The sequence below is a fragment of the Paraburkholderia largidicola genome (genome assembly GCF_013426895.1).
In the GTDB taxonomy this organism is placed as follows: Bacteria; Pseudomonadota; Gammaproteobacteria; order Burkholderiales; family Burkholderiaceae; genus Paraburkholderia; species Paraburkholderia largidicola.
The window spans coordinates 1035303-1047763 of the sequence record NZ_AP023176.1; the positions used below are offsets into that span (position 1 = coordinate 1035303).

A 12461-nucleotide genomic window follows, 5' to 3' on the forward strand; every position below is an offset into this window, starting at 1 on the left:
GCGTGCGCCGTTCTCGGTTAGAAGGACCGGGCCGTCCTGGGCCGGGCCGTCTGACCGGAGAACCAACATGTCCCGCTACCACGCACGCATCACTGGAAAGGACCAGGCGGCATTGGCCGATCTCGTGACGAAACACAAGGTCACGGTCGCGCGCCATACGATCGAGAAGGTGCAAGGCGGCTATCGCGTCGACGCGCACGCCTCCAATGCGCAGATCAAGGCGCTCGAAGCGGACGGCTACCAGGTCGAACGGCTGGAGGATGCCGAAGCGCAAGGCAAGGCGCGCCAGGCGGAGATGCGCGAGCCACTGGCCGCGCCGCACGCGGCCGATGCGTTGTCCGTCGCAGCGGGCACCGGCTATCTCGATGTCGTGCAGATCGAGGCGGCGCTGGCGGCAGCAAGCGCCGCGCCCAACGATGCGTTCACGAAGCTGATCAAGCTGCCGCATGCCACCTGGGAAAAGCGCACCTGTCACGCGTTGAAGATCGGCAAAGGCAGCGGCGCGGCGCGTCCCGGCATCTATTTGCTGGGCGGCGTGCATGCGCGCGAATGGGGAAGCCCGGATATCCTGATCCATTTCGTGCAGTTGCTCGCCAACGCGTATACCACGCACCAACCGGTCAAGATCGGCAGCCGAACGTTCACGGCGGCGGATATCAGGCACGTGGTCGAAGCCAAAGACCTGTTCGTGTTTCCGCAAGCGAATCCCGACGGCCGCCACTACAGCATGTCGACCGAGTCGATGTGGCGCAAGAACCGCCGGCCCGCGCCGGCGGGACATAGCAAGCCGCAATGCTGCGGCGTCGATATCAACCGCAACTACAATTTTCTGTGGAATTTCCCGCAGTACTTCGATCCCGAAAGTCCGATCACCAATTCCACCGATCCCTGCGACTACGAGGTGTATATCGGCCCCGCCGCCGAATCGGAGCCGGAAACGAAGAACGCCGTATGGATGTTCGACACCTATCCGAACATCCGTTACTTCATCGATCTGCACAGCTATTCGGAAGACATTCTGTACAACTGGGGCGACGACGAGAACCAGAGCGGTCATCCCGACATGAACTTCCAGAACCCCGCCTACGACGGCAAGCGCGGCATTGCCAACGACAAGGCCTATCGCGAGTACATCGCGACGGCGGACAAGAAGATCGCCGTCGATCTCGCGAACGAAATGCGCGACGCGATCAAGGCGTCGCGCGGCCGCGTGTACAAGACCGAGCAGGCGATGAGCCTGTACCCGACGGCGGGCACGTCCGACGACTATGCGTTCAGCCGTCACATCGTCGACGCGAAGAAGGCGAAGGTGTTCTCCTATACGGTGGAATGGGGCAGCAAGGACAATCCGACGCCGTTCCACCCGCCGTACCCGGAGATGAAGCAGATCATCGACGAGGTGACGTCGGGGCTGCTGGCGTTTTGCATTGCGGCGAAGTGACGGCGCTACCGTGTCACTGCCCTTTGATCAGCATGACACGGTGACGCGATCCTTCGAGCCTGTGCTGCGCGACTTGCTGATACGTGTCGCTGTCGTACCAGGCACGGGCTGCCGTCACCGACGGAAATTCGAGTATGACCGTCGCTTCGGCTGGATCGCCTTCCAGCATCTGTTGCGTGCCATAGGCGGCGAGCACCTTGTGCGGGTAGCCGTCGAAGCTGTCGCGCACCTTCGAGTGGTATGCGTCGAGCGCCGCCTGGTCCTGCGTGCTTTCGCGCGTGAAAATCATGTAAGCCGTCAAGACGGTTCTCCTGCGTGTGACAGGATTGCGCGTTCACGCGACGCGGCCCGTCCGCGCGCAAACTGAATGGCGGTTTGCGCGACGCGCTCTCCAAGGTGTCGTGCCGTGTCCAGATCGGCTTGCGGCGGCGCGGCGTCGGCGCCTTCGTCGGCATTCGATTGCGCGGCCGCGCCCAGAAAGAAGCCAAGCCGGTTCGCATCCTGTTCGCTGCCGCGCGTGCTGTTGTTGCCGGGCGGCAAGCCAAGGCTGATCCAGTGCATGCCGTGCTGGGCAGCGAAGATCGCGAACTGCATCAACGTCGCGAGCTTGTCGCCCGAGCGCGATGCGGAGTTCGTGAAGCCCGCCGCCAGCTTGTCTTTCCATGCACTCGTGAAGAACGCGCTGGAACTGGCGTCCATGAACGATTTGAACGCTGCCGACGCGCTGCCCATATACGTCGGCGCGCCGAACACGATCGCGTCGGCGGATTCGAGCGCGGCCCACTCGTCTTGCGCCTGCTCGACGCTCAGCAGCAACGCCCTGGCGCCGGGCGTTTGTGCAACGCCGGCGCTGACGGCCTGCGCCTGCCGCGCAGTGTGGCCGTAGCCGCTATGAAATACGATTGCAATCGTGACTTCTTCCATGGTGGTTGTCGAATTCATGTCGCCTGGTAGAGAGATGCCCGTCCGCGATTCGCGATCGGGCAACGGATCAGCGTGCTGCCACGGTCGTCACGCGGCCACGGAATCGACGGCTTCGAGAAATTCGGCAACGGTCATTGCGTCGTGGCCGAACGTCGGATAGGAAATCGACAGCGCGGCTTCGTGCGCCGCTTCCGTAAAGTCGGCGACGGCATCGGTGATGAACGTCACGTGAAAGCCGGCTTCGAGCGCATGACGGCCGGTCCCTTCGATGCAGGTCTGCGATGTCAGTCCGGCCAGCACGACTTTCTCGATGCCGTTCGCCCGGAGTTGCGCTTCCAGATCCGTGCCGATGAACGAGTCGAACATCCGGTGACGACTCACTACGATTTCGCCTGCCCGCGGACGCAGCGGCGCGTAGAAGTCCGCGCCGTAAGTCCCTTTGCGCAGCACCTCGTTGGCGAGCGCCCATTGCATACGCGGATGGACATGCTTGATGTCGTCGAAACTGTGCTCATCGGTGCCGTGCGGTGCGAAGATGATCTTCATACCCGCTGCGCGCGCGCCTTCGAGCAGTTGCGCGACGTGCACCACGAAACCCGTCTTGTCGAGCATGGGCGCAATCGACGCGTGCAGCTTGCCGTCGTCGGCGAGAAAGTCGTTCAGCACGTCGATGAGCACGAGTGCCGTGGTTTGAACGGGATAGATACGATCGTTCATTTTGCAGATCCTGAATGAGTGCGCCAGCAGCGGCGTGCGTCCGAACCGTCGAACTGAACCGCCAGGCCGTTGGTGGCATCATGTACGAGCCGCGCGTGCCGCACTACGGGCTTGCGGCAAACAACACCTATTCGTGAAGCAAATGAGTGATCGATTCCAGGAGCTGCATGTGTTCGTGCGCGCTGCCGAAACGGGCAGCTTCTCCGCAACGGCGCGCGAACTCGGGCTGTCGCAGCCTTCCGTGTCGCGGATCGTCTCCGAGCTCGAAGCGCGTCTCGGCACGACGCTGCTGTTGCGCAGCACGCGCAATATCGTGCCGACGGAGGCAGGCAAGGCGTTTCTGCTCAGAGGCCGGAAGCTGCTGCGCGAACTCGAAGAAGCCGACGACGAAGCGCGGCACGTCGGTGGCCTGAGCGGCGTGCTGCGCGTGGCGACGTCAGCCATCGTCGGCGTGCGCACGCTGATTCCGAGCCTGCCTGTGTTCCTGAAGGCGCATCCGGCGTTGCGCATCGAGCTTCTGACATCCGACAGCATGCAGGACCTGATCGCCGAAGGCGCCGATCTCGCCGTCCGCTTCGGCGAGCTGGAGGATTCCGGCTTCGGCGCGCGCAAGATCGGCATGGTGCCGCGCATGCTGGTCGCTTCCCCCGGCTACCTGAGGGAGCGAGGCATCCCGGCCACGCTGGACGAACTCGCCGCGCATGACATCGTCACCGGCCCGTCGGGCCCGTCGCGTGAAACATGGACCTTCGAGCACGATGGCGTTCCCGTGTCGATCAAGGTCCACGCGCGCGTGTTCGTCGGCGCGGCAGAGGGCGTCATTGCCTGCGTCCGCGAAGGCCTCGGCATCGCGATGGCGAAGCAATGGCTTTGCGAGCCTGAGCTGCAGTCTGGACAGTTGGTCACGGTGCTGGACGACTACCGCCTGCCGTCCGCGCCAATTCATGCCGTCTTTCCTGAGGGCGCGCAGCCGTCGCAAAAGGTGCGACTCTTCACCGATCATCTGATCGAAGTCTTCTCTGCGCTGCATGGCGATACGCGCTTCGCGCCGTATCGAAAGTTTGCTGTCGAGCGGACTTCATAGCTGGCGCAATCGTTTGCGATGCGCGTTTTCGTGTCTGGGCTGAAGGCGGCACCGCGCCCGGTTTTTCCGACCCACGCGCCCAACTGAGACGCACGGTAAAGCCTCGCCGCCAGGCAGGGTTATCGTTGTTCGAAAAGAGCCGGACAGATCGCGCGGCGGTGCGTCATGAAGATCGATGGCACCGTGGCCGCGTCGACGCCGCTCCGCTGTCCTCAGGGACAGTCGGGCGCGGCCTGCCGGGCAGCGACGGGTGACGATCGGGGGCCAACATGGTGGCAACAAGAATTGAAACGCCGGCGGATGTCGGGACGCTGCGCTCAGCGAGCCTGGCCGACGTCGAGCTGGAACATCTGGAAAGGATGGTTCAGTACGTGGTTCGCCGGACGGAAACGGATGACGTGTCGAAGCTCGACTACGACTACTGGGCGAAGCGCCTGCGCAAGCTCGCGCAGACTTACGATCTGGTGACGACGCAACGGCAGCGGGTCATCGCGCTGCTCGATCTGCTCGAACGGGAAATGCTGTATCAGGCGCGCAGTCTGAAGGCGGCGACGTTCCAGCCGTAGTGTGGGAGTGTCGTGGCGCTGCCGCGTGGATCGGCTAGAACAGCATGCCCAGCGCCGTCTCCAGCACCATGCGCTTGAACTTCTTCTCATGCTGCGGCAGCGATGAGAACGCCAGCATCAGGTGGCTGTACGCGACGGTCTTGCTGATCGCGTTCAGCAGCATGAAAAACATCAGCTCCGCGTCCTTGACCTTCAGCGCGTCCTGCCGCGCGGCGTCGGCGAAGATCGGCACCAGCGCGTCGTGATACGGGCGCACCAGCCGCTCGATCAGCACGTTGAGCCGCTCGCCTTCTTCCGTCGCCGCCGTCGAAAAGAAAATGCCCACGTCGGGGTCGCCGAACACCTCGTCGATGAATCTCGCCACCGCCATTTCCACCCGCGCCTTCGCGTCCAGCGGCGCGGTCCGCAACGCCAGCGTCGCGTCGACCATCGGCGCCATCTGGTCGGCGATCTGCTCGACGACGGCCAGCCACAACGTTTCTTTCGATCCGAAATGATGCGCGACGAGTGCCGCATCGACGCCTGAGTCGCGCGCGATCTCGCGCACGCTCGTTGCCTCGAATCCCCGTTTGCCGAAACTCTTGCGTGCATTGCGCAGGATCAGGTCCGGCCCGACCGATGCCGTCGACGCCGGGCGTCCGCGTGCGCGTTTCTTGTCCTTCTGGGGCTCTGCTGTTGCCGTCACGTCTTTCATTCGAATGAGCTTGCCGATCGTCAGATCACGCGTGAGTTTAACCGAGCGCCCGAGGGGCGGCCGAAGTGGGCCGCGCGACGCATGCGTTTGACACGAACGTCCGGCGCCGTTACGATCTCGATATTCATCACGTGTTGAATTAATCATGCCAGAACGCATACGGATCGAAGAGCACGCCGATGTCTGGTGTCGGACTGTCGTGGCGATTCGCAATTTCGACGTCACACCGGAACCCGTCGCAACACCACGCCCGGAACGTCCGGCGCGCCGCAGGCCGCGCACAGCAGCATGCTGGGATGGGCGAAGCCAGCCGACGGTACGCGTGCTCGACAAGCCGACCGCGCAGACGCTGACGGTTTCATGGTGCGACGCCCGCACGGGCCACTACGGCTATCAGACATGGCGCGTGAACATCGCGCGCCGGGCGGGACAATGCGTGCTGACGGGCCGCAGCATCGCGGCGGGCGAAACCGTCTACTGCCCGCGCGCGAACGGCACGCCGCCGGGCAACGCGGGCGCGATGATCGTCGCGTCAGGCGTCGATATCTGACGCAAATGGCGTCGAAGGCCGCCCAAGGTGGCAGGACAGGGCGCAATGTCGCGCAATGGAGACACGGAAAGACTTCGAAATATTGCGCAATCGATGCGCAATCACGCAACGGACGGGCGGTTTGCGGTCTGTCCGAGGCTTGCCGGCGCGATGATGGACGACGGGTTGTGTTTTAATCACGGGTACTGTGGTTGTCTTTCAACGTATCTGCACTCCATCACTATCAGATGTCCCCCGTCGTCAAGTCCGAACTGCTGGAAAAACTGTGGGCGCGCATGAGCGAGCGCGGGGATTTCCCGATGCTCTCGCAGGCGTTGCGCACCACCGTGTCGGCGATGAATAACGACGATCTGGACTTCACGTCGCTCGTGCAGGTCGTGCTTTCGGATGTCGGCCTCACGCAAAAGGTGCTGCGGCTCGCCAATTCGGCGATGTATGTCGCATTCGGCGGCAACATCACCACCGTGACTCGCGCGCTGATGGTGCTCGGCATGGATACCGTCGGCCATCTCGTGGTCGGGATGAAGATCGTCGATCACTTTCATCACAGCGCGCCGCACCGGATCGACGCCAAGCTCGAACTGAACCGCGCGCTGCTATGCGGAACGGTTGCGCGCCGCATCACGGAAGGCGTCGATCTGCGCGTCGCGGAAGAAGCCGTGGTGTGCGCGCTGATGCGTCAGGTGGGCCGGCTGCTGGTGGCGTTCTATCTGGAAAGCGAATGGGACCGGCTGCGCCGCACGGCGGCGACCGACCAGATCGACGACAGCGAGGCCTGTGCGCAGCTGCTGGGCGTGAGCTTCGAGGAAATCGGCTGCGAGGCGGCGCGCCGCTGGCGTCTGCCGGAGACGATCTCGGCGGGGATGCAGACCATCGGTGCGGCATCGGACGAGCCGCTCTCGGAGCATGTGCGCTGGCTGCGGGCCGTCAACAGCTATTCGACGGAAGTGGCCAACGCGCTCGTGACTCACCAGCCGGGCGACGAACTGGAGCGACGGCTTGCCGAACTCGCCAGTCTCTACAGCGACGCGCTGAGGATCGACGCCGCCAGGCTCGACGCGCTCAGCGCGGCGTTGATCGACGAAGAAAGCAACGAAGGGCTGATGCAGGAGATTTCCGAACTGCGCGCACATGCCGACGCGATCGTACGCACCGGCAAGTCGGCGCAGGCGCGTCTGTCGGCCGGTCTCGAAGACTTGCGCGCGCTGCCGTCGAGCAAGGCGCTCCTGCCCGTGCTGACGCTGGCTTCCGAAACCATTCTGGCGGGCCTGTCGATGTCGCGCACGCTGGTGTTCGTGCGCCAGGCCGACGCGCGCTATCACGCGCGCATCGGCTTCGGCCCCGACATGGAGCGCATGCTGCCGACGCTCAACTTCGGCGCGGGTTTCCAGCCCGACGTATTCCATCTCGCGATCGCGAACCCGGTCGGCATCTTCATCGAAAACGCGCACGAGCCGCGCATGGAAGCGCGTCTGCCGGACTGGTTCAAGGCGCATCTCGCCGATGCGCAGGCGTTCGTGCTGCTGCCCGTGAAAGCCAACGACACGACGGTCGCGCTCGTGTACGGCGACTGGACCGACGTGCAGGCCGTGCACAAGATCACGCAGCCGGAAATGGCGATTCTCAACGAACTGACGCGTGAGTTGAGCCGTTTCTTTTTCGGCGCGAATCTCGAAGAAGCGGAAATGCTGTGAGCTTGCCGTGCGTGACGCGGCGCGCAGGCGCGCGCGTCGACGCATAGGCGTTCAGCGTTGCCAGCCCGCCAGCAGTGCGGGCAAGCGCGCCATCTCTTCGAATACCTCGGCGACGCCGATCGCTCGCAACGCTTCCTTCGAGCTATGGCCTTTCTCGCTGGGACTGAAGCCGAACACGGTTGCGCCCGCCGCGCGGCCCGCCGTGGCGCCCGTCACGGTGTCTTCGATGACCGCGCAACGCGCAGGATCGACGCCGAGCCCCGCAGCTGCGGCGAGATAAACGTCAGGGTGCGGCTTGTTGCGCGGCGTCTCCTGGCCGCTGAAGATCCGTCCTTCGAAGTCGTCGAGTATGCCGGCTTTCGCGAGCTGCAAGCGTAGCTTGATGCGGTCCGCGCCGGAGGCCACGGCGATCCGTCCATCGAGCCGCGCATGCAACGCGGCGACGGTTTCGCGGATGCCTTCGATCGCCGTCACATCGCGTTCGAGCGCGGCATTGCGACGTTCACGGAAGGTTTCGAGCCAGGCGGGGGTGATGCGCACGCCCGTTTTCGCTTCGATCAGCGGCGCTTCGTCCATCACGGTCTTGCCGACGAAGATCGACATCGCTTCGTCGACACTCAGATGCCAACCCAGTTCGCCGAGCATCGCTGCCAGCACGGTATTGGTGATCGTTTCCGAATCGACGAGCACGCCGTCGCAATCGAATAACACAGCGTCGAAGGGGAAAGCAGACATCGCGGTCCTTTGTGGGTCGGTCAAAACCCATAAGCGTACCGCGATTGGAGACAGGATGCGCTGAAGTGGCCGCGCGCCATCGCCGCGGCGGCCACAATCAGACGATCAGAAGCGGTGACGCAGACCGACGCGCGTCACGAACTGCGTGTTCGCGCCCGCATTGCCGATGAACGACGACGACGAGCCGATCTCCGCCTGCACGGGCACGTTGCGGCCCGCGACGACGTTGCTGCCCGACGCCTTCTGATAGATCCCCAGCAGGTAGACATCGGTGCGCTTGGACAGCGCGTAGTCGACCGAGCTGTTGATCTGGTGCCACTTGCCTTCGAAGCGGTCGTCGAGCTTCGAGAACGTGTAGCCGAGGCCTGCCGACAGCGCCGGCGTGAAGCCCCAGCGACCGCCGATTTCATAGTTGTTCAGCTTCGACGATTCGCCCGACAGCGGCTCGAACTTCGTGTGCGTCCAGTTCGCGAACACGAGACCGGAAGCGATCGCGTAGCGCGCACCGACACCGAAGGTTTCGAGGTCGCGCAGGCCGAGCGTGTTGACGTTCGCGATGCTCACGCTGAAGGCGGGCGTCGCGCCGCTCGGGAAGCGGATGTTCGTGTAGGCCGCACCGATGCCGAACGGACCGTTCGCGTAGTTCGCGCCGAAGCTGTACGTGCTCGACGAGCCTTGCGTGGTCGTCGTGCCCGCCGTCGTGGTCGGCGTGCCTGCGAACTGCGTCGAGTTCGAGAAGCCGTACATCGCGCCGAACGTCAGGCCGGCGAAGTTCGCGCTGCTGAACTTCACTGCGTTGTTGATGCGGCTCGAGGTCAACTGGTCGAGATCGTTGATGTGATACGCGTAGTTGCCGGCGGGCGTCTGGCTGCCCATCGTGTAGTTCGCGCCGATGTAGTCGGTCGAGAACGAGTACTGACGGCCGAACGTCAACGCGCCGATACCGTCCTTCGCCACACCCACGAATGCCTGACGGCCGAACAGCGCGCCGCCCTGGCCCGAGGTGCCGTCGCCCGTGCTGAAGCCGCTTTCGAGCACGAACAGCGCCTTCAGTCCACCGCCGAGGTCTTCCGTGCCGCGCAGGCCCCAACGGCTGCCCGACGCGACGCCGTCGCCGTATTTGACGAGGCTGTCGTGTCCCGTCGACGTCGCCACCTTGTTTGCGTAGGTGATACCGGCATCGAGCAGGCCGTACAACGTGACGCTGCTTTGTGCGTGCGCAGCGATGCCGAAACTCCCGAGAGCCGCTGCGGCCAGGATGGTCTTTTTCATTCTCTTCCTTCTTGTAGTGAATGCCTGCGCGCACGTTGGCGGCGAGCGCGCGGCATGGCGTGAAAATGGACTGCTAAAGGCGGCACGAAATGTCAAATCGAGCAGGGGCCTCATGCGTGGGCGCACGATTTCGCGTTTCGATGCCGGAGTAATCCTGTGGGTGCGGCGTGCGATGAGACAGCCGCGTGTGTTGCTGACGTCCTGTCGTCCTGCTTTCGTGGAGCGGACGGACTGCCTGAAGCACCGCTGGACTCGCGTCCAGCCATGCCGTTGTGCTGCGGGGAATATAACGAGATGTTAGCGGGCAGTAAACATTTGCGCGGCGAGTTGTAGCCTTTTGTCCACAAAAACGTCACACGCGGATCATTCGATGATCTTGAAGTGTCTGCTTGACGGATTGTATGACAGGAATATAATCCAACCCATCGACCGGCCGACTTCGTTCCGCAGCAAACGCAATACGGAACGTAACAGCGGCGCACAAGAAAACGCTAACGTCACGGAGACAGCATCATGCAGATGGATGCCAGTATCGGAGCGCGCCTGGACAGACTGCCTCTGTCCGGCTTCCATTGGCGTCTGCTGGGCCTGATCGCGGCCGGCATGTATTTCGATTCGTTCGACATCTATATCGCCGGCACCGTGCTCGCCGCGATGATCCATAGCGGCGAATCCACGCTCAGCCTCAACGCGACGTTCGTCTCCGTCACCTTCATCGGCATGATGACGGGCGCGTGGCTTTCCGGGCTGCTCGGCGACCGCTTCGGGCGCCGCTTCTGCTATCAGTTCAATCTCGGCATCTACGGCTTTGCATCGATTGCCGCGGCGCTCGCGCCGTCGATCTACTGGCTGATCTTCTTCCGTCTGGTGATGGGCGTCGGCATGGGCGCGGAGATCGTCGTCGGCTACGGCACGCTGAGCGAGTTCATTCCCGCGGACTGGCGCGGCCACTTCGGCACCATCCTCAATCTGATCATCAACACGTCGCTGTTCCTGTCGACCTTCCTCGGCTGGCTGATCGTGCCGCAGTACGGCTGGCGCTGGATGTTCGCGATCGCGGGATGCGGCGCGCTGTTCGTGTGGTTCCTGCGCAAGTCGATGCCGGAGTCGCCGCGCTGGCTCGCGTCGCGCGGACGCACCGACGAGGCGCGCGAGATCGTCGAACGCATCGAAACGGCCTGCGGTAATGCGGTCAGTTATCCGGCCAACGCACCCGAACAACCGTCGACGCGCGAGTTCTATGCGAACGACACGGGCCGTCTGTCTGATCTTTTCTCGCGCCGGCTGCTCACGCGCACCATCACGGCCATCACGGTGCTCGTCGCGCTGTTCACGGTCAACTACGCATTCGTCAGCTGGATACCGACGTTTCTCGTCAAGCAGGGACACAGCGTCTCGAGCTCGCTCGGTCTGACGGCCGTGATGTTTGCGGGCGGTCCGATTGGCTCGCTGATCGCTTTTGCGCTCGCCGAGCACCTGGGCCGGAAGTGGGGCATCGTATTGTTTTCGCTCGTGTGCGTGGCCTTCGGTGTCGCGTATCCGTTCGCGCAGTCCGCGGTGGCGATCACCGCGCTCGGCTTCGCGATTACCTGCTGCATCTACGTGCTGTCGTCGTTCAGCGTCGCGACGTATGTGCCCGAACTGTTCCCGACGGAACTGCGTCTGCGCGGCTCGGGCCTCGCGAACACGGTGGGCCGCGCGGTCAGCATCGTCGTGCCGTATGCGGTGGCGAGCGCGTTCATGCGCTTCGGCATTGCGGGTGTGCTGACGCTGATCGTCGCCACGCTGCTGATCCAGGCGCTGATCGTCGGCGTGCTCGGCGCGGAAACGAAGCAGCGTTCGCTCGAATCGATTGCGGCAGACGCCAGCGTGACGAGCGAGGAAGCCATCGAAGGCGGCGCGACGGCAGCCATGAAATAGCGCCGCACTGCCCACGCCGCGACGCATCGCTACACACACACAAAGGACACTCGAGACATGTCATCGCCCGTTGAGAACTACCGTATCTACGCAGTCAAGTACGCGCATTTCGAGCGCCGTTCAGGCGACAACTTCATCGGCGGCGATTCGCATGACGTGCCGATGCCGCTCGATTACTTCGTCTGGGCCGTAGTGGGTGAGTCGCGCACGTTCATCGTCGACACGGGCTTCGACCAGCCGATGGCCGACAAGCGCGGCCGCACGATCACGAACACGGTGGAGCGCGGCCTCAAGCAGATCGGCATACGCGCCGACGACGTCGAAGACGTGATCATCACGCACATGCACTATGACCACGCGGGCAATAGCGCGCTGTTTCCGCGCGCGCGTTATCACCTTCAGGATCGCGAGATGGCGTATTGCACCGGGCGCTGCATGTGTCATCACGCATTGAGTCATCCGTTCGAACCGGAAGACGTGAAGTCGATGGTCGGCCGTCTGTTCGATGGACGCGTGCAGTTTCATGATGGCGCTTCGGAAATCACGCCGGGGTTGAGCGTGCATTGGGTCGGCGGACATACGAACGGCTTGCAGGTCGTGCGCGTGCATACGGAGTGCGGCTGGGTCGTGCTGGCGTCGGATGCATCGCACTTTTACGCGAACATGCAGGAGCATCGGCCGTTCCCCGTCGTCTACAACGTCGGCGACATGCTCGAAGGTTACGAGGCTGCGCATCGGCTGGCGAGTTCGCCCGAACACGTGATTCCGGGCCACGATCCCGCCGTGCTGACGCGCTATCCGTCGCATGATCGCGAGACGGAAGGCTGGATCGTGCGGCTCGACGCGCACGCGCGCTGAGCGGGG

At 63.5% G+C, this 12461-nt stretch carries 14 protein-coding genes; 8 read left to right on the forward strand and 6 right to left on the reverse strand.

Features of this window, described 5'->3' with window-relative positions; translation table 11 throughout:
* The first annotated feature begins 67 nt into the window (after nt 1-67).
* The gene (locus tag PPGU16_RS33355; RefSeq protein ID WP_180726963.1) at nt 68-1441 is read left to right on the forward strand and encodes a M14 family metallopeptidase; all 1374 of its coding nucleotides are present in this window, start codon (nt 68-70) and stop codon (nt 1439-1441) included.
* A gap of 13 nt (nt 1442-1454) precedes the next feature.
* Here the strand turns inward: PPGU16_RS33355 and PPGU16_RS33360 are convergent, their stop codons facing one another.
* The 3 genes from PPGU16_RS33360 to PPGU16_RS33370 form a co-directional block, all read right to left on the reverse strand.
* The gene (locus PPGU16_RS33360) at nt 1455-1742 is read right to left on the reverse strand and encodes a DUF1330 domain-containing protein (protein WP_180726964.1); all 288 of its coding nucleotides are present in this window, start codon (nt 1740-1742) and stop codon (nt 1455-1457) included.
* Nucleotides 1739-2365 carry a flavodoxin family protein gene (locus tag PPGU16_RS33365; RefSeq protein ID WP_180727156.1) on the reverse strand — a complete coding sequence of 209 codons (627 nt, stop codon included), beginning with the start codon at nt 2363-2365 and terminating at the stop codon, nt 1739-1741. The genes PPGU16_RS33360 and PPGU16_RS33365 overlap by 4 nt, the downstream gene beginning before the upstream one ends.
* Nucleotides 2366-2452: 87 nt before the next feature.
* On the reverse strand, nt 2453-3082 hold the full coding sequence (locus PPGU16_RS33370) for a cysteine hydrolase family protein (protein WP_180726965.1): 630 nt from the start codon (nt 3080-3082) through the stop codon (nt 2453-2455).
* A 14-nt stretch (nt 3083-3096) separates the two neighbouring features.
* Between PPGU16_RS33370 and PPGU16_RS43145 the strand changes: the two genes are divergently transcribed.
* From PPGU16_RS43145 to PPGU16_RS33380, 3 genes are all read left to right on the forward strand, one after another.
* Nucleotides 3097-3219: a hypothetical protein gene (locus PPGU16_RS43145; protein ID WP_274600001.1), complete on the forward strand. Its 123-nt coding sequence runs from the start codon at nt 3097-3099 to the stop codon at nt 3217-3219.
* Nucleotides 3220-3224: 5 nt separating this feature from the next.
* Nucleotides 3225-4166: a LysR family transcriptional regulator gene (locus PPGU16_RS33375; protein WP_180726966.1), complete on the forward strand. Its 942-nt coding sequence runs from the start codon at nt 3225-3227 to the stop codon at nt 4164-4166.
* A 269-nt stretch (nt 4167-4435) separates the two neighbouring features.
* The gene (locus tag PPGU16_RS33380) at nt 4436-4732 is read left to right on the forward strand and encodes a hypothetical protein (RefSeq protein ID WP_224031044.1); all 297 of its coding nucleotides are present in this window, start codon (nt 4436-4438) and stop codon (nt 4730-4732) included.
* A 34-nt stretch (nt 4733-4766) separates the two neighbouring features.
* Here the strand turns inward: PPGU16_RS33380 and PPGU16_RS33385 are convergent, their stop codons facing one another.
* Nucleotides 4767-5426, reverse strand: coding sequence for a TetR/AcrR family transcriptional regulator (locus tag PPGU16_RS33385; RefSeq protein WP_180726967.1), 660 nt, complete (start codon nt 5424-5426; stop codon nt 4767-4769).
* Between the two features lie 145 nt (nt 5427-5571).
* Between PPGU16_RS33385 and PPGU16_RS33390 the strand changes: the two genes are divergently transcribed.
* Together PPGU16_RS33390 and PPGU16_RS33395 are read left to right on the forward strand one after the other, a co-directional pair.
* Nucleotides 5572-5976, forward strand: coding sequence for a DUF3331 domain-containing protein (locus PPGU16_RS33390; RefSeq protein ID WP_180726968.1), 405 nt, complete (start codon nt 5572-5574; stop codon nt 5974-5976).
* A gap of 227 nt (nt 5977-6203) precedes the next feature.
* Nucleotides 6204-7670 (forward strand): HDOD domain-containing protein, encoded by a 1467-nt coding sequence (locus PPGU16_RS33395; RefSeq protein ID WP_180726969.1) that lies wholly within the window; start codon nt 6204-6206, stop codon nt 7668-7670.
* 51 nt (nt 7671-7721) lie between these two features.
* Here PPGU16_RS33395 and PPGU16_RS33400 read toward each other — a convergent pair whose 3' ends face one another.
* Together PPGU16_RS33400 and PPGU16_RS33405 are read right to left on the reverse strand one after the other, a co-directional pair.
* Nucleotides 7722-8405: an HAD family hydrolase gene (locus PPGU16_RS33400; RefSeq protein ID WP_180726970.1), complete on the reverse strand. Its 684-nt coding sequence runs from the start codon at nt 8403-8405 to the stop codon at nt 7722-7724.
* A gap of 105 nt (nt 8406-8510) precedes the next feature.
* The gene (locus PPGU16_RS33405) at nt 8511-9677 is read right to left on the reverse strand and encodes a porin (RefSeq protein ID WP_180726971.1); all 1167 of its coding nucleotides are present in this window, start codon (nt 9675-9677) and stop codon (nt 8511-8513) included.
* 513 nt (nt 9678-10190) lie between these two features.
* Between PPGU16_RS33405 and PPGU16_RS33410 the strand changes: the two genes are divergently transcribed.
* Nucleotides 10191-11597: an MFS transporter gene (locus tag PPGU16_RS33410; protein WP_180726972.1), complete on the forward strand. Its 1407-nt coding sequence runs from the start codon at nt 10191-10193 to the stop codon at nt 11595-11597.
* A 57-nt stretch (nt 11598-11654) separates the two neighbouring features.
* On the forward strand, nt 11655-12455 hold the full coding sequence (locus PPGU16_RS33415) for an N-acyl homoserine lactonase family protein (protein WP_180726973.1): 801 nt from the start codon (nt 11655-11657) through the stop codon (nt 12453-12455).
* Nucleotides 12456-12461: the final 6 nt, after the last annotated feature.